General features: G+C 53.0%; 14 protein-coding genes. 11 read left to right on the forward strand and 3 right to left on the reverse strand.

Going from position 1 to position 15,946, the window contains the following annotated elements:
- The first annotated feature begins 650 nt into the window (after window positions 1-650).
- A complete protein-coding gene (locus C173_RS06165) occupies window positions 651-1,565 on the forward strand; it encodes a GNAT family N-acetyltransferase (protein WP_036723271.1) in 915 nt (304 codons plus the stop codon).
- Window positions 1,566-1,743: 178 nt separating this feature from the next.
- On the opposite strand, the gene C173_RS06170 is transcribed toward C173_RS06165, so the two are convergent.
- On the reverse strand, window positions 1,744-2,715 hold the full coding sequence (locus tag C173_RS06170) for an S-layer homology domain-containing protein (RefSeq protein WP_051477848.1): 972 nt from the start codon (window positions 2,713-2,715) through the stop codon (window positions 1,744-1,746).
- A gap of 407 nt (window positions 2,716-3,122) precedes the next feature.
- Here C173_RS06170 and C173_RS06175 point away from each other — a divergent pair, with 407 nt between their 5' ends.
- The 4 genes from C173_RS06175 to C173_RS06190 are packed head-to-tail and all read left to right on the forward strand — an operon-like array spanning window position 3,123 to window position 7,671.
- Window positions 3,123-4,757 (forward strand): extracellular solute-binding protein, encoded by a 1,635-nt coding sequence (locus tag C173_RS06175; protein ID WP_051477849.1) that lies wholly within the window; start codon window positions 3,123-3,125, stop codon window positions 4,755-4,757.
- 28 nt (window positions 4,758-4,785) lie between these two features.
- The gene (locus tag C173_RS06180; protein ID WP_081751038.1) at window positions 4,786-5,739 is read left to right on the forward strand and encodes an ABC transporter permease; all 954 of its coding nucleotides are present in this window, start codon (window positions 4,786-4,788) and stop codon (window positions 5,737-5,739) included.
- Between the two features lie 12 nt (window positions 5,740-5,751).
- Window positions 5,752-6,681, forward strand: a complete 930-nt coding sequence (locus tag C173_RS06185; protein ID WP_051477850.1) for a carbohydrate ABC transporter permease — start codon at window positions 5,752-5,754, stop codon at window positions 6,679-6,681.
- Window positions 6,682-6,735: 54 nt separating this feature from the next.
- The gene (locus C173_RS06190) at window positions 6,736-7,671 is read left to right on the forward strand and encodes a helix-turn-helix domain-containing protein (RefSeq protein ID WP_036723272.1); all 936 of its coding nucleotides are present in this window, start codon (window positions 6,736-6,738) and stop codon (window positions 7,669-7,671) included.
- 66 nt (window positions 7,672-7,737) lie between these two features.
- Here the strand turns inward: C173_RS06190 and C173_RS06195 are convergent, their stop codons facing one another.
- Together C173_RS06195 and C173_RS06200 are read right to left on the reverse strand one after the other, a co-directional pair.
- Entirely contained in the window at window positions 7,738-8,733 is a 996-nt protein-coding gene (locus tag C173_RS06195; protein WP_081751039.1) for an S-layer homology domain-containing protein, read from the reverse strand.
- 77 nt (window positions 8,734-8,810) lie between these two features.
- Window positions 8,811-9,650 carry an aldo/keto reductase gene (locus C173_RS06200; protein ID WP_036723274.1) on the reverse strand — a complete coding sequence of 280 codons (840 nt, stop codon included), beginning with the start codon at window positions 9,648-9,650 and terminating at the stop codon, window positions 8,811-8,813.
- Window positions 9,651-9,919: 269 nt separating this feature from the next.
- Here C173_RS06200 and C173_RS06205 point away from each other — a divergent pair, with 269 nt between their 5' ends.
- The 6 genes from C173_RS06205 (at window position 9,920) to C173_RS06230 (ending at window position 15,940) form a co-directional block, all read left to right on the forward strand.
- The gene (locus tag C173_RS06205; RefSeq protein ID WP_036723275.1) at window positions 9,920-10,507 is read left to right on the forward strand and encodes a TetR/AcrR family transcriptional regulator; all 588 of its coding nucleotides are present in this window, start codon (window positions 9,920-9,922) and stop codon (window positions 10,505-10,507) included.
- 109 nt (window positions 10,508-10,616) lie between these two features.
- Window positions 10,617-11,846, forward strand: a complete 1,230-nt coding sequence (locus C173_RS06210) for an MFS transporter (RefSeq protein ID WP_036723276.1) — start codon at window positions 10,617-10,619, stop codon at window positions 11,844-11,846.
- Window positions 11,847-12,118: 272 nt separating this feature from the next.
- Window positions 12,119-12,736, forward strand: a complete 618-nt coding sequence (locus C173_RS06215; protein ID WP_235191801.1) for a winged helix-turn-helix domain-containing protein — start codon at window positions 12,119-12,121, stop codon at window positions 12,734-12,736.
- A gap of 173 nt (window positions 12,737-12,909) precedes the next feature.
- On the forward strand, window positions 12,910-13,365 hold the full coding sequence (locus C173_RS06220) for an SRPBCC family protein (RefSeq protein ID WP_036723279.1): 456 nt from the start codon (window positions 12,910-12,912) through the stop codon (window positions 13,363-13,365).
- 17 nt (window positions 13,366-13,382) lie between these two features.
- The gene (locus C173_RS06225; RefSeq protein WP_235191802.1) at window positions 13,383-14,696 is read left to right on the forward strand and encodes a beta-ketoacyl-[acyl-carrier-protein] synthase family protein; all 1,314 of its coding nucleotides are present in this window, start codon (window positions 13,383-13,385) and stop codon (window positions 14,694-14,696) included.
- The gene (locus tag C173_RS06230) at window positions 14,693-15,940 is read left to right on the forward strand and encodes a beta-ketoacyl-[acyl-carrier-protein] synthase family protein (protein WP_036723281.1); all 1,248 of its coding nucleotides are present in this window, start codon (window positions 14,693-14,695) and stop codon (window positions 15,938-15,940) included. Before C173_RS06225 ends, C173_RS06230 begins: the two co-directional genes overlap by 4 nt.
- Window positions 15,941-15,946 lie beyond the last annotated feature (6 nt).

Below are 15,946 nucleotides of genomic sequence, written 5' to 3' on the forward strand. Positions count from 1 at the left end.
TAGAGGACGTTACGGACTCAGAGGACCTTATTTCGCTGAAATCGGCGTTGTGCTGATCGTTTGCGGACTCAGGAGCCGTTAAGTCAGGCTTCGGAGCCTGTAAATAGGCCTGACAGCCTCATTAGCGTCTTCTGAGTCCGTTTAGGCTGACAAAAGAGGCATTTTATTGCAAATAACGGCCTCCTGGTCCGCAAAGACCGGAGAATGCAAATAAGCTGTGCTTTCCTTCAACAGGATTGCACAGTTTTTTATTGTATAGGAAACTATAGTATCCTGCTGCTGTGGAAAAGGTGAGTGTAAATTGCTTGAAATCGTATACAATTGGCTGGTACAGCGGCATATGGACCAAATGTATATGAAAAATAGTAATGTGTTTGCACGCAGTCCACGACCTGAATGTATGTGAAAAACAGCATACATTGTGCTCGCAAGTAGGCACACGATCCGAATGTATGCGAAAAACAGCATACATCTGCTGGCGCGCAGGTAATCTCATTCACCCGTAAGGGTGATTTTATTCTAGGATGGGTCTTATGAATTTGAGCTGGAGATTCAGCTCAGCAGTATAAAACAACTATAGTTATTCAAGAACGGAAGCCCTTTGCCAGGTGGTGTTATGATGGACAGAAACAGAAGGTGGCGGTTGGGAATTGAGCAAAAGAGTGATCCGGCAGTTTGAAGAGAGGGATATGGCGGCGCTTGGCGCGATGTACGAGCAGGTGTCGGCGCAGGAGGATGTGCTGTTCTGGTGGGTCGGGGATGCGGACAACTGGGAGAATGTCTTCTGCGCTTTTGAAGGGGAGCAGATGGTGGCCAAGGGCCAGCTGCAGCTCTTTAATGTGGTGCCCCCGGGACGCGCGGCGGAGAGTAAACACAAGATTTTCGTGAATCTGAAGACATGGCCCGGACGGGAAAAGGATCTGGAGCTGCGTGACAGCGTCTACGCCCTTCTGCTGGAACGGGCCCAGGTGCTGAAGCGTACGCTGCCCCCGGAATATGGAACCCTCCTGTGCACAGGCAATTATGCGCCGGAGGAGAGCTACCATGCTTATTTCGCAGAGCATCTTGGTTACCTGCCGGATAGCTGCTTGTATACGCTCCAGCGCGACCTTCGTGAACCCGTCCATGCGGTAGAGCTGGAGGAAGGCCTTGAATTGACCAATGCGCCTATGGATTCGCCGGAGCAGCGGGCGGCTTACCTGGATCTGGAGGCGGAGATCTGGCCGGAGACCCCGCTCGGAATGGAGCGTCTGCTGGAATATCAGGAGCATCCGCTCTGGACATGGATGGTTGTGCGGGATGCAGGCCGGGTGGCGGGCAGTCTGATGGTCTGGCAGGAAGAGGAGCTTGGCATCATTGAAGATGTATTTGTCTGCAAGCCCTGGAGAAGAAGGGGCATTGCCAAGGCGCTGCTGAATCATGCGTTAATGTATCTTCAGGAGAAAGGGCTGGAGCAGGTGCAGCTGGTCGCACTGACCACGAATGATTCCGCGCTGTCTCTGTACCGGTCAGCCGGGTTCCAGACCGGGCGTCAGGAGATCCGGTACTATAAGGAGCTGGACTAAGCGCTAACCAGCCAGCCGCAGGCCGCGCTAACCAGCCGATCCAGAGTGTGAGATCTTCAGTCCGCAACGGGTGGACTTACTGGTTCATGGATATTGTGAAATCAAGCACCACAAAGAGCGCACCGGCCGGGTATCCGGCGGTGCGCTCTTTGTGATGCATCTAGTTAGGTGGAGGCTGTTACTTTGTCACTCTGGAAGCAGCCGAGGTTGCCGAGCCTGGTGTAGCTTGGGCTACTGCGGTATAGCCTTCCGGCAGATAGGTGACGGCGGTGCCTGCCGAGATGACCTGCGGGTTCATGGAACCGGGCTTCGGTGAGGTGACCTTGAAGTAGATCACTGCGGTTTTGTCAGCACCGAACTCAATCCGTTCAATGACCAGGCCATATCCCGGGTTCGGCAGATTGGATACAGTCACCGTAGCTTTGTTCACACCAGCGGCGGCTTTGTCCAGCGTAACGGCGGCATCGTATGTGGTGGACGGGGCCGAAATGTTCTCATCCATCATAATCACTTCCTTCACGAATTTGGCGGCATCGTAGACCAGGACGGCAGCTTCTGCACGGGTAACCGCCTCATTCGGACGGAAGGTGTTATTCTTCTCCAGCGTGACCAGTCCGGTGTTGATCAGAATCTGCAGGCTGTTCATCTCCGCAGGGGATAGCTTGCCGCCGTCTGTAATGTTGGCATACATCTCCGTATAGGCGAAGTCCCCTTTGTTCTGAAGCGCTTGAAGCAGCAATTGTGCGAACTGTACCCGTGTCATCACAGCATTAGGGTCAACCGAGCGCTCCAGCGACAAGCCGCTTTCTTTGGCCTTCAGGAATGCGGAAGCATACCAGGCGGTATTTTTTACGTTGTCAAAATAATCGCTGGCCTTCTTGCCAGAGGGTTGCTGCGGAACAAGCTTCAGGCCGCTCACCATGAACTGCACGCCTTGCGCATACGTAAGGCTGGACTTCGGCGCGAACTTGTCGCTGGTCACTCCGTTAAGGATGCCCTCCTGATGAAGGGCATTGATTTTGGCTTCGGCCGCATGGCCCTTCAAATCTGAGAAAGCGGAAGCCGGTGCCCCGATAGCTAAGGTTGCCGCCAGAATGCTACAGGCCAGCGAGATTTTGGCCGTGCGCATCCGGGTTAATGTATTCTTCATTGTACATCACCTCGTATCCTCTTAGATGGGATTTAGGAGCAAAAGGTTGCAGCCCGTCACTCCATAGATGGAATTATTATTCTCTAACCCCGCAGCACTGATTCTCCACACTCGAAAAAAATTCATCATGTGTCAATTTTCACCTACCGAAAGTCGAATCTTCGCCTGAATTCAGCTACTTTTGCAGCCAAAAAGGTCAATATACGATGATTAAAAGGTAATATACGGTGAGACAGGGTGCGGAAGAAAAATTATAATAATGATAACGCTTTCGTGAATAATGCGAAGCAGGAATAGCTTGTATTACCTGAGTGTTTTGTGACCTAATAGTTCCAAGTCTCCCGGCTAACAGAGCTTCGCTCTTAAGCATAGATCATTTATGAATTCCTACTAAGGGGGTAAGTCAAATGAGAAAAAAGAGTATTCTTGCCTTGATGCTGGCAGGCGCTTTGGCAGGACTATCACTCACAGGCTGCAGCAGTAAGGGGAACAGCCCGGATGCGGGGAACGACGGCAGCAACACGCCGGAGGGGAAGACGAAGCTGAAGGCGATTATCGTGAAGCATTCACTGACCAAAGATGTCACGCAAATGAAATGGCTCGCTGAAATAGAAGAGAAGGCGAATGTCGAAATTGAATGGCAGCAAATCTCTGCGGACTGGGATCAGAAGAAAAGTGCCCTGTTTGCCAGCGGTGAAATTCCGGATTTGCTGTTCAATGCGACCTCTAACTCCGATTTTGTGCAATTCAACGGGTTGTTCGAGGATCTGGGCCCGCTGATTGAGAAGGACGCTCCTAATATTCAAAAGATGTTCAGCGAGCACCCGGAATTGAAAACGCTTGCTACTCAAATTGACGGGAAGCTCTACGGTACTCCGCGTTATAAGGGGATCTGGCCCGGCTCCACCGCCTCAATGTTCATTAACAAAACCTGGCTCGACAATCTCGGCCTTCAGGTGCCTACGACTTGGGATGAGCTAGAGACTGTGCTGCTTGCCTTCCGCGAGGGAGACCCGAATCAGAACGGGGACAAGACGGATGAGATTCCGATGGACTTCAACCCGATCGGCTGGGATTTCACACCGAAGCTGCTGCTGGGCAGCCTTGGGCTGCCTCTGTCCAACGGGGCGAGCGACGGCTATTTTACAGAAGGGGCGCAGGTTAAGAATTTCTATGTAGATGAGCGGTTCAAGACACTCATGCAATTCCTGCAGAAGCTGTACAGCCAGAACCTGATCAGCAAGGAAGTGGTCACGCAGGATTACTCCAAATACCAGTCCGTTGCCCGCGGGAATGGAACTACAGCCAAGGTCGGATTCACCTGGGGCTGGGAGACAGGAGACCGATTCGGCAATGAGCTGAAGGATCAATATGTTACCCTGCCGCAGCTGAAGCAGCATGCAGACTCTACGAATGAGCTGTACTGGAGCAATGACTACTACTACCAGAATTACGGCTCCAATGCGGTGTCGGTCAGTGCCCGCTCCAAGAACAAGGAAGCCGCGATGCGGTTCATTGATGCTTTTTATGAGCCGGAGGTTAGTCTGCAGGTCCTGTTCGGCGGGATGAATGACACAGATAAGGGAATCAAGGATAACGGGGACGGCACGTATGCGATTCTTCCTCCGGCGGATGCATCCCTCGACCCGGGCTCGTGGAAATGGACGAATTCGTTCGCGGATAATGGTCCGATGTACATTGCCGATGCGCTGAAGGACAAGGTGACGCTTGGCTCGGATATGCAGAATGTGCTGAAGGAGAAGGCTGTCTATGATGAGCTGTTGAATAAGGCGGACGAGAAGAGCAATGTCTACCCGCAGAACTTCATGAAGTACAGCACGGAGGACACCAACACCCTGGCAATGAATCAGGCGAACGTCAATAATATCACGGATCAAAAGTGGGCCAACTGGCTGACCACCAAGGTTGACATTGAGAAGGAGTGGACTGCGTATGTCGCCTCCGTCAATAGCTCCGGTCTTGAACAGAACCTGCAAATCCGCCAAAAGGCTTATGACGAATACCTCTCGACCTTGAAATAGTGGATTTGAATGGAAGGGGCGCTCCCAAATGAAACCAGCACAGACCACGGTGCCGCATCAGACGCTGCGCGGGAACGGATGGCTTCGTAGGCAAGCGGGGCATTATCAGCTATGGCTGATGGTGCTTCCTGCGGTCATTTACATCGCCATTTTCTGTTATGGTCCGATGTATGGTATCCAGCTTGCTTTTCGTGAATTTGATTTCAGTAAAGGACTGACGGGCGGGGAATGGGCCGGGTTCAAATATTTCGAGCAGTATTTCAACAGCCCGATGTTCTGGCCTACGCTGCGAAATACGTTTATCATTGCGTTTTTCTCCATCCTGCTAGGCTTCCCGATGCCGATTCTGCTGGCGCTGGTGGTTAACTCGATCCGCAGCAACAGACGCAAGCGTATCCTGCAGACTACGGTGTATATGCCTTACTTCATTTCTACCGTTGTTCTGGTTGCGTTGCTGCAGATTATGCTGTCTCCTACCACCGGACTGATCGACGGCTTCCTGAAGGCCTTGCACCTGATCCCTGCGGATACGAATCTGATAGGTGACCCTGGTGCCTTCGTTCCGGTGTATGTCATCTCTGCCATCTGGCAGGCCTGCGGCTGGAACAGCATTATCTTCATCGCCGCCCTGTCCTCGGTGGATGCGCAGCAGTATGACGCCGCCCGGATTGACGGGGCTAACCGCTGGCAGACCGTCTGGCACGTGGAGCTTCCGGCCATCCTGCCGACGATTATTATTTTATTGATTATGAATATGGGCAGCATACTCAGTGTGGGCTTCGAGAAGACTTTTCTTATGCAAAATAGTCTTAACAAGCCCGTCTCGGAGGTCATCTCCACGTATGTCTTCAATGTGGGCGTGAAATCCAACCAGTTCAGCTTCGGTTCAGCGGTCGGACTATTCAATACCCTGATCAACTTCACGTTCCTGATGCTGGCGAATGCACTGGCCAAAAAAACTTCAAAAATCAGTCTGATGTGAGGAGGAAATGGGATGTCAAACAGTCAAGCCGCTCATTCGCAAAAGATACAGCATTCGGGCGGTATCGCAGACAGGCTGTATACGCTGGTGGTTGCGGTTATAAGCATCGCCGCGTTCATCATGGTCGCGTACCCGCTGTATTTCATCATCATAGCTTCCGTCAGCAACTCCACCATGGTGAACCAGGGACAGGTTATTCTATGGCCTAAGGACATTAATCTGTACGGCTATGAGCAGATATTCAAGGACACCCGGATCTGGCAAGGGTATAAAAATACGATTATCTACACGGTGCTGGGCACGCTGCTCAATCTGCTGGTCACGCTCCCTGCAGCGTATGCCTTGTCCCAGCGGAAATTCCGGGCACGCAGGTTCATTATGCCGCTGTTTGTGATCACGATGTATTTTGGCGGGGGGATGATTCCTACCTATCTGCTTATCCGTGACCTGAATCTGTTGAATACGCCCTGGGTAATGATTGTGAACGGCGCCATTAGTGTATACAATCTGATTATTACAAGAACCTTCTTCGAGACTTCTATACCGGAGGAGCTGCACGAAGCGGCTACCCTGGATGGCTGCTCGCACTTCCGCTACTTCATCTCGGTGGTGGTTCCGCTGTCCAAGGCGGTGATCTCCGTCATCACGCTCTATTATATGGTGGGGCACTGGAACGACTTCTTCAACGCCTTGCTCTATATCAATACGGATAGCTTACAGCCGCTGCAGATCGTCCTGCGCAATATTCTATTATCCAATCAGGCGTTTGCGGGCGGAGCCGGATCAGGTGCCGGGGCCGGTGCGGGCAGCTATGCCCAGCAGTTCGCGGATCAGATCAAATATGCGGTCATTATCGTATCGACGGTGCCGGTGCTGATTATCTATCCGTTTATCCAGAAGTACTTCGAGAAGGGCGTAATGATCGGTGCGGTGAAGGGCTGAGCGTATAGCTGACGCTGCGTGCAGCATCCAGTGGGCCGGGAGGAGGGAACCTCAGTGAAAAAAAGTCTTGAACTGCTCGATTCCATCGGCGAACCCGTATCTCAGGATATGAAGGAAAAGCTTATGCATGGCAGCAGACAATTCCGCATGAGTGTGCATGTAACCAAGCTATCCTCGCTCAATAATCTGGTGCTGTATTCCCACTGGCATGAAGAGCTGGAGCTGCTGTTCATGATCAAGGGCACGGCCAAATTCCATGTGGGGCAGGAGAAGCTGGTCGTCCAGAGCGGAGAGGCGGTCTTCATTCAGCCCAATATGCTGCATTCGGCGATCCGGGTGGATCAGGAGGAGATTATTTTCTGCGCGGTGCTGGTGCATTTCAATTTCCTCTCGAGCCTGGAGAATGACCAGATTCAGCAGCAGTATGTCTTCCCGCTCTTTCTGGACAACCGGCGTTATCCGCTGCTGATCGGGCGGGAGCTGGAGGAGAAGCTGCGGCTGATTCCACTGCTGGAGGAGGTGCGGGATCTCTATCAGCAGGAGGCGCACGGCTATGAGATGCTGATTAAGGCCAGGCTGTTCGAGGTGCTGTACCGGTTGGAAAAGTGTGCGGCTGAGCATCCGCAGGCAGGACTGCCCGGGCAGTCCCGGGGCGGCAACAGCTCGATGCTGGCCAAAAAAACGCTGGCCTACGTCCAGCAGAACTACAGTAAGCGGATCACGCTCTCCGATATGGCGCAGCAGGTCAACATGAGCCCGTCTTACTTTTGCCGGTTCATGAAGAAGCAGTTCGACCTGTCCCCGATGGACTTCCTGAACGAATACCGGATCTCGGAGGCGGTCAGCCTGCTGGAGACCACGGATAAGAAGATCATGGAGATCTCCGGCATGACCGGCTTCAGCAATGTGAACCGGTTCACGGAGATGTTCAAGAAGACCTACGGCTGCCGCCCGATGGATTACCGGAACCGGCTGCGGTTGAGTAAGTAGGCGTAAAACAAGAAAAAGCAGTTCCCTATACGGGAACTGCTTTTATCTACCTATAGATAGAGAAGCTTACTTCGCTGGAGCCGACGGCTCAAGCCAGCGCGAACCCATTACAGGCTCAGCCGTTGCAGTGTAGCCTGCGGGCAGGTATGTGGATACCGAGCCTTTGGTGATCACTTGCGGATACATTTTATCCGGGTCAGGCAGGGTTACCTTGAAGTAGATTACCGCCTTAGTGGCGCTGGTGAACTCGATACGCTCTACCGCGAGACCGTAGCCGGGGTTCGGCAGATTGTCAACGGTGATGGTGGCTTTGTTAACGCCTTCAGCGACTTTGTCCAGGACTACATCAGAGACGTAATTGTTAGCCGGAACCGGCTCCGGCTCAGAAGGCTCATTGCCCGGATTGTTCGGCGTAATCACCCGGTCGGCGAATTCAGCGGCATCATGGATCATAACAGCGGCTTCAGCGCGGGTAATCGCATCGGACGGGCGGAATTTCCCGTTATCCAGTGTGAGCACCTTCGTGTTCAGCAGCACCTGCAGGCTGTAATTAACCTCTGGAGTAAGTTTATCGCCATCCTCAATCATGAAGAACATCTTGGTTACCGGGAAATTGCCCTTGCTCTGCAAGGCTTGGGTCAATAGATGGGCGAATTCCGCGCGGGTCATCGGTGCATTCGGGTTGATATCCTTGGCCAGCGTCAGGCCACTCTGCTTCGCAAGGGCGAAGGAGGAGGCGTACCAGGCATTATCTTTTACATTGTCAAAAAGCTGGCTGGCCTTAGTACTGCTGTCGGAACCGGCTTTCGGTGCAAGCGCCAATCCTTTTACCAGGAACTGTACGGCTTGCGCATTCGTCACTTTGGCATTGGGAGCAAACAGGTCGTTCGTAATTCCGTTAATTACACCAGCGCTATGCAGTGTATTGATCTTGGTTTCGGCTGAATTTCCCTTGAGGTCCGAAAAGGCAAATGCGGACGCTCCGAAGGATAAGCTGGCAGCCAGGATTCCGCACGCGATGCTCATTTTTTTTGCGTGCTTCGTTAGATTAGTTGGTTTCATTGTGCATCACCTCTATATACTCAGATGGTTCTTTACGGCGAAAGGTTGCAGTTGTCCGGAAAATAATACGAAAAAACTTAGGACAACGGGGTAAACCGGGTGGTCCACAGGTAAAATTTATTTTGCGGATCGGTAAATCCTCTTTTATTCTGATCCAGGGCTGCGATTCTCTTCATCTCTTCAGCGGACAGGGAGAAATCAAACAGCTCCAGATTCTGTTTCAGCCTGGCAGGAGTAACCGACTTCGGAATCACAGCGATATCCCGCTCCAGATTCCACCTCAGGATGACTTGCGCCGCTGTTTTATCATACCTCTCTGCCATTTCGGTGAGTACAGGGTGCGCAAGCATCTCCAGGTTACCGTGTCCAAAAGGGCTCCATGCAACATGCTGGATACCGTGCCCCCTCATATAATCATGAAGCGACCCTTGCTGGAGCAGCGGGTTCGTCTGAATTTGATTCACTGCGGGGACAATCGTTCCCTGCTTCATGACCTTGTCCAGATGCTCCGGCTCAAAATTGGATACCCCGATCGCCCGGATCTTCCCCTCCTTGTATAAAGACTCCAGGACATGCCAGCTTTCCAGATAGTGCTTGGCGGGCCAGTGGATCAGGTAGAGATCGACATAATCCGTTTGGAGTTTTTGAAGACTGGCTTCAAAGGCTTTACGGGTCTTTCGCCCCAGGTCCGTGCTCCATACTTTGGTCGTAATAAAGAGCTCGCTTCGAGGTACACCCGATTTCTGAATAGCCCTGGCTATCAGCTCCTCGTTGCGGTAAGCTGCCGCCGTATCCAGATGCCGGTACCCGTTCTGAAGCGCCCATACTAGAGCGTCTTCATTATTGTCTTTGATGTTATACACACCCAGACCCACCTTCGGCATCTGGACTCCGTTATTCAAAACGAAATGTTCCATTTCGCATCTTCCTTTCCGTTTGAGTTCGTATAACCAGCCCTCTTGGTCAACGATTATAGCATAAGAAGGCAACGAATCATCATTGGGAAAGAAAATCGAGACGGATGCACTTCGTAGGATTTTTATGAGAAAAGCAAAAAAATAATCCGGAGATAGCATGGATTATGCTCTTTTCTCCGCTGTCGCACTCCGTATAATAATCAGGCTTGCATTCCCAAATATGAACCCATATAATTAAACCGAACAGTCGGTTTTTTAGGAGGAATGAAATGAGTACACCAAAAGGTTCGGTAAAGCGGAGTATGATCCTAGACCAGGCGTTGGAGCTTTTTGTGCAGAAGGGATATGCCGCCACCTCGATGGAGGATATCGTCAAGCACACCGGGGTCAGCAAGGGCAGCATTTATTACCACTTTTCCAGCAAAGATGATTTGTTTGTGAGTATGGTCGAAAAAATCAACCGCGAATGGGTGGAGGAGTGGTCGGAGATTCGCCGCCAATTTCCGGAGGTCGGAAGCAGACTGATGGGAGCAAGCTTGCATTTTGTGAACAGCTTCCAGAGTCCTCTGACGAAGGTGGCTGAAGAGTTCTCCATGAATATGCAGGATGGTTACCAGGAGATACATCAGCGGCTGATTGAGATCTCAATGGTGCAGATTGAAGTATTTACCGAGATCTTCCGGGAGGGAATGGAGCAGCAGGTTTTTACTAAGGCGGACTCGAGCCGACTGGCTGTGTTATTCACCAGTATGTTAAGCGGCTTGACGCTGTACCCCCAAGTGTTCCCCAAAGACGGGATGCACCAGCATACGCAAGAAGCGGTGGCTGTGTTATTGGAGGGAATTAAGAAGAAATGAATGAAGCGCAGCCTGTTCGAGTCGTTGAACCGCACTACTCGGGCAGGCACGCTTTATTTGAGAATTATTAAACCGAACGGTCAGTTTTATTGAAAAAGGAGGTAATACGATGAAAGAATTGTTGCGAAATCGGGTATTTCTGCTGGTGATGGCCTCGGATGTGCTGCAGCAGGTGGGGATTTGGGTGCGAAATATGGCTTTGCTCTATTATGTGGTGCAGCAGACGCAGGGTGACCCGGTGGCTGTGTCCTTGCTTACGGTGGTGGAATACGCGCCGATTTTCTTATTTTCCCTGGTGGGCGGTGTGCTGGCTGACCGTTGGCGCCCTAAGCGCACCATGATCTGGGGCGATGTTCTAAGCTTTCTCTCCATTGTGCCAATTTTATTTGTGGTGGCATGGGGATACTGGCAGGCGGTTTTTATTGTGACGATGATCTCCGCGATTGTGTCGCAGTTCTCCCAACCATCCTCGGCCAAATTGCTTAAAACCCATGTTCCTGAACAAGAGTTGACGGCTGCCATGGCGATGACCCAGATGGTCGGCTCGCTGTTTATCATTCTGGGCCCCATCCTCGGCACCTTTGTTTACTACACCTTCGGAGTTATGGTTTCCTTGAGCAGCCTGCTGGTAATCTTTGCGCTTTCCGCTTGTTTTTTGCTCTTCCTGCCGGATTCGCCGCGCTCCATGGAAAGGTTGTCAGTGCAGGCTGTGGTCAGGGATTTACGCGGCGGACTGCTCTACCTGCGGGAACATGCCAACTTGAAAGTGTTGATGGTGATGTTTGGCGTCCTTGCTCTGGGAGCTGGTCTGACCGCTCCGCTTGACATCTTTCTGGTTACGGAGCGGCTGGGATTGGCAGAAGCAGACTTGCAGTGGTTTACCGCCTTGTCCGGCTTGGGCCTCCTGATCGGGGCAATAATCGCGGCCAGCCTGTCCGGTCGCCTGAAGGGCAAAGGGGTGGTTTTCGCCGGTTTGATTTTGCTCGGGGCGGGGACGATGATTGAAGTATGGTCGGTCTGGCCCATTCTAACCGGCGGGATGCGGCTGATTACCGGTCTGTTCCTGGCTTTAACGCAGACTGTAATTGGCACGTATATGCTGACTTTGGTTCGAGCTGAATATATCGGACGGATTAATGGCCTCATCACTCCAATTTTTATCGGGTGTACGCTGATCGGGACAGGACTTTCTGGTATGCTGGTGGCGCAAAGCTCGCTTATCTTTGTCTATATGCTATCCGGTTTGATTTTGATGCTGGCGGCCTTGGTAGCGCTTCGTCTACGCTTCGACTACCCTGTAGCTAAGCAGGCAGAGGGGGGAGAAACAGCGGGTAAGTAATGCAGATAGAGGGTTGTCCGTAAAACTGAGGACCGTAGCGAAAATGCGCGGCCCTTTTTTGTTCATTTTTCAAGTAAGAAGCTATGATATTTTTCCTTTTATATCCCAAAAAATACTATATTATAGAAAATGTAATCTTTGTGAAACCGGTAGTATTTGAGAAGAATGGGATTGGAGAGAAGTTCATGCGTGTTGCGCTGGTGTGTTGTGCAGATTCCACAGAGCCTTGTGAGGATTGCAGGTTTAAGAATGTTCATTCTTTTTTTTCACAGGTGTACGGTTGTAAGGTATTGCATTTCAAGGAGCTTGAGGCGCTGGTCGATATTGTGAAGGAAGGCCTACAGCTGGATGGTGTAGTGATCAGCACCCCTGATTTCAACCCGGGCTTCATTCACACGATGCAGTATCTGCAACAGATGCTTACGCTGAGAATATTCTTCATTGTAGAGGAGATCAGCGCGCAGGGTACACCTGTCCCTTTTCCTTCCAATCATATGTACATCAGCAGCTTTGAGCGCAACGGCTTCCAGGAGGAATTGTTCAGCCGGTTGCGCTGCTGGTTCGACGAAGGACTGGCCCCTCACACACACCACACCAGACAAATCAAGGATATCGCCCTTCATCTGCACTCCAAATCCCTGAAGGTCGGAGAATTCGTCATTGAGCTTACCTGTAAAGAGTTCGAACTCCTGGAGCTGCTGCTGGAATGCCAAGGCCAGTACATCCCCACCGAGCAGATTCTGCACCAGCTGTGGGACAGGTATACATCCCCTGAAATTGTGAGGCAGTACGTATACAAGCTGAGGCACAAAATCGAGATCATCTCCGGACGAAGCGACATCATCCTGTTTCGCCGGGGGATCGGATATTCGGTGAACCCATTGATCTGACAGAGTTCTGTCAGGTCTTTTTTTGTGCCCGGGAAATAAATAGATTGTACTCTTCCGTATCCTCCCATAAATCAACAATAACTGTAAATTAACGCAAGCTTAACAGCCGGGTTATGTCCCCTTCCGGGCTTAGGCGTTACGATGTCATTAATACGAATGGGGAGGCAGATGAAGTGGCAACGATTCAGAACAGTATCTGGATTCACGCAGACCGGATCACCGTATTTGAGCGGACGAATGATATTGCGCACTGGACAGAATTATTCACGGAATATAAGGAAACGCGGGTGCTGGAGCAAGGGGAGGCCTACATCCGGTTTGAGCTGACGACACATCCCGAGGGGAACCGGCCTTCGCGCACGTGGGAATCTGAACGCTGGCTGGACCGGCCGAACTTCCGGATTACGGCCAGACGCCTGGCGCCGCTGCTGCCGTTCAAGCATATGAATCTCGAATGGCTCTATGAGGAGCAGGACGAAGGGACGTATATGACCTGGATTCAGGAATTCGAGGTAGATCCGGCAAGCGGGCTGACCGGGGAGCAGGTAGAAGCGCATCTGAACCGCACGACCAAGGAGCAGATGACGGCGATCAAGCACAATATCGAGAAGCAAACGGTTCGGAGCTGAGGGCTTATATGGAGAATGTGACAAGAAAAAGAGTCGTGATCACTGGCATGGGGCTGCTTACCCCGCTAGGGAATACGCTGGAGCAGTTCTGGAGGAACAGCCTGCAGGGCAAGGTGGGATATGACCGCTTGCAGGGCTATGAGCATATGGCGTTGAAAAGCCGCGTTACCGGCACCATACCGCAGTTCGAGCATTTGGGCCGGACGGCTGATGAAGCGCAGCGGGCAGGCATGGGGCGGCCGGGTATTCTGGCGGTCAACGCCGCGATAAGGGCGGTTGCCGATGCGGGGCTTACGTTCACGAAGGAGCTGCGGGAGCGTTCCGGGGTCTGCATCGCCAATGCGATTGCCGACACCCCATTCTCGGAGCAGACCTTCCTGCGGATGACGGAGGGCGGGCAGGGGCCGATTGATCATGGACTCTGTCAGGAGGATTTGTACCGCAAAGGCATGTTCTCTTATATTGCCTTCGAAGTGGCGCATGAATTCGGGCTTCAGGGAGAGGTACTGGTCATGTCTACAGGCTGCACGGGCGGCATTGATGCTGTCGGATATGGCTATGAGTCGATTATAGCCGGGGAACATGACGTCATGATCTGCGGCGCAGCGGAAGCACCGGTCAGCTCCATGACCATATCCTCCTTCGATGCCATCGGTGCGTTGACCTCCAGGTTCAACGATGACCCGCAGCGGGCTTCGAGACCTTTTGAGAAGAACCGCAGCGGCTTCGTTCTCAGCGAGGGGTGTGCCGTCGTTGTGCTGGAGGAGCTGGAGCATGCGCTCCGGCGGCAGGCGCCGATCTATGGCGAGGTGACCGGATTCGCCAGTACGAATAACGCTTTTCATATGACCGATCTGCCACAGGACGGGGATGCGCTCAGTCTGACGATGAACGAGGCGCTGGGCAACGCGGGCCTGACAGCGGAGGACATTCAATATATCAACGCGCATGGTAGTTCGACTCCTCAGAACGATGCTTTTGAGACTGCTGCTTATAAAAGAACGTTCGGAGAGCTCGCCTACTCCATCCCGATCAGCTCCACGAAATCCATGGTAGGTCATCCGCTCTCGGCAGCGAGTGCCATTGAAATTGTGCATTGCCTGCTGGCCTTGAACGAGGGCTATATCCCGCCAACCGCCAATCTGGACGAGCCGGACCCGGCCTGTGATTTGAATTATGTGCCGAAAGAGGCGATCCAGCGCGACCTGTACCATATTCTGACCAATGCCAGCGGATTCTCCGGGATTCACTCCGCGATGATTCTGGCCGCGAACGAATACAGCAATCGGGCAGGCAAGCTTCAGACTGAACAATGGATGTGCAGCCTATGAAGAATACAGTATTCGTAACCGGAGTAGGGATGGTGGGGCCGTGCGGGAATAGTGCCGGGGCCTTCTGGGAAGGACTCCTGAGCGGCCGTAATTATATGACTCCGCTCCAGCTTGAGGGTACGACTGGTAACGCGCCTCCCTTCGCTGGACAAGTCCGCGGAATGGAGCCGGAGCAGATCATCTCGAAGCGTCTGCTCAAGAAATGCTCCCGCTTCTCTGTCATGTCGATCCTGGCTGCGAAGGATGCCATGGATGATGCGCACTGGGAGCTTGATCAGATGAGCCGCGAGCGGATCGGGATCTTCGTCGGCAACAACTCGGGGGGCTGGGAGAGTGCGCGGAACGGTCTGCGTGTCCTGCATACCGAAGGGGCGCCCTTCATTGACCCGAATCTGGCGAGCAACTGGTTCCCGGCGGCGGCACAAGGGCATATGTCCCTGGCCTTCGATATCAAGGGCTACAGCAAGACGGTGATCGCCGACCGGAGCAGCGGGCTGCTCGCCATTGCGTATGCGGCCAGAGCCATCCGCAGCGGGATCATCGATGCGGCAATTGTGGGCGGAGCTGAGACGCCGCTCGATCCGTGGGCGCTGTCCTTCTATAACACGGAGGGGCTGCTGAATCTGAGTGCGGACCGCCCGCAGACGGCATACCGGCCGTTCGTGGAGGGGCGCAGCGGGATGGCCCTGGCTGAAGGAGCCGCGTTTCTCTGCCTGGAATCAGAGCGCAGCCTTCAGAAGCGCGAGGCGTCCCGCCGGGTGCGGGCGAGCATCCAGGGCTTCGGCTTCACGAATGACGGCCAGGCTGCCGCTCCGCCTGAGGAGAGTATAGCGCAGTGTGCCAGGGCGATCCGGCTGGCGATCGGGCATTCGGAGACGCAACCGGAGCAGGTCGGCTATCTGTCGCTAGATGGGGCCGCCTCCGCCCGCGAAGACGGAATTGAATGCTCGGCCATTCAGGAGGTGTTCGGCAGTAGTACAGAAGCCAAGTGGGCGGGCTGCCCCAAGACCGTCTTCGGCAACTCGATTGGAGCGGCAGGGGCGTTCGATGTCGCACTGAGCGTGCTGGCTATGAATCACGGGGAGCTGCCCGGCCTTCCGTATCTGGCAGAATCGGTTCAGGACAATGGCTTGAACTTCGTGCCGGGGATCAGCCGCCGGACCGCTGTGGAGTCTTCGCTGATTCTGTCCAGAGGGAGGGGGGGTGTCTCTTCGGCACTGGTTGTGAACGCTGAAGGCTTGTGAAGGATG

The organism is Paenibacillus sp. FSL R7-277 (assembly GCF_000517965.1).
In the GTDB taxonomy this organism is placed as follows: Bacteria; Bacillota; Bacilli; order Paenibacillales; family Paenibacillaceae; genus Paenibacillus_AQ; species Paenibacillus_AQ silagei.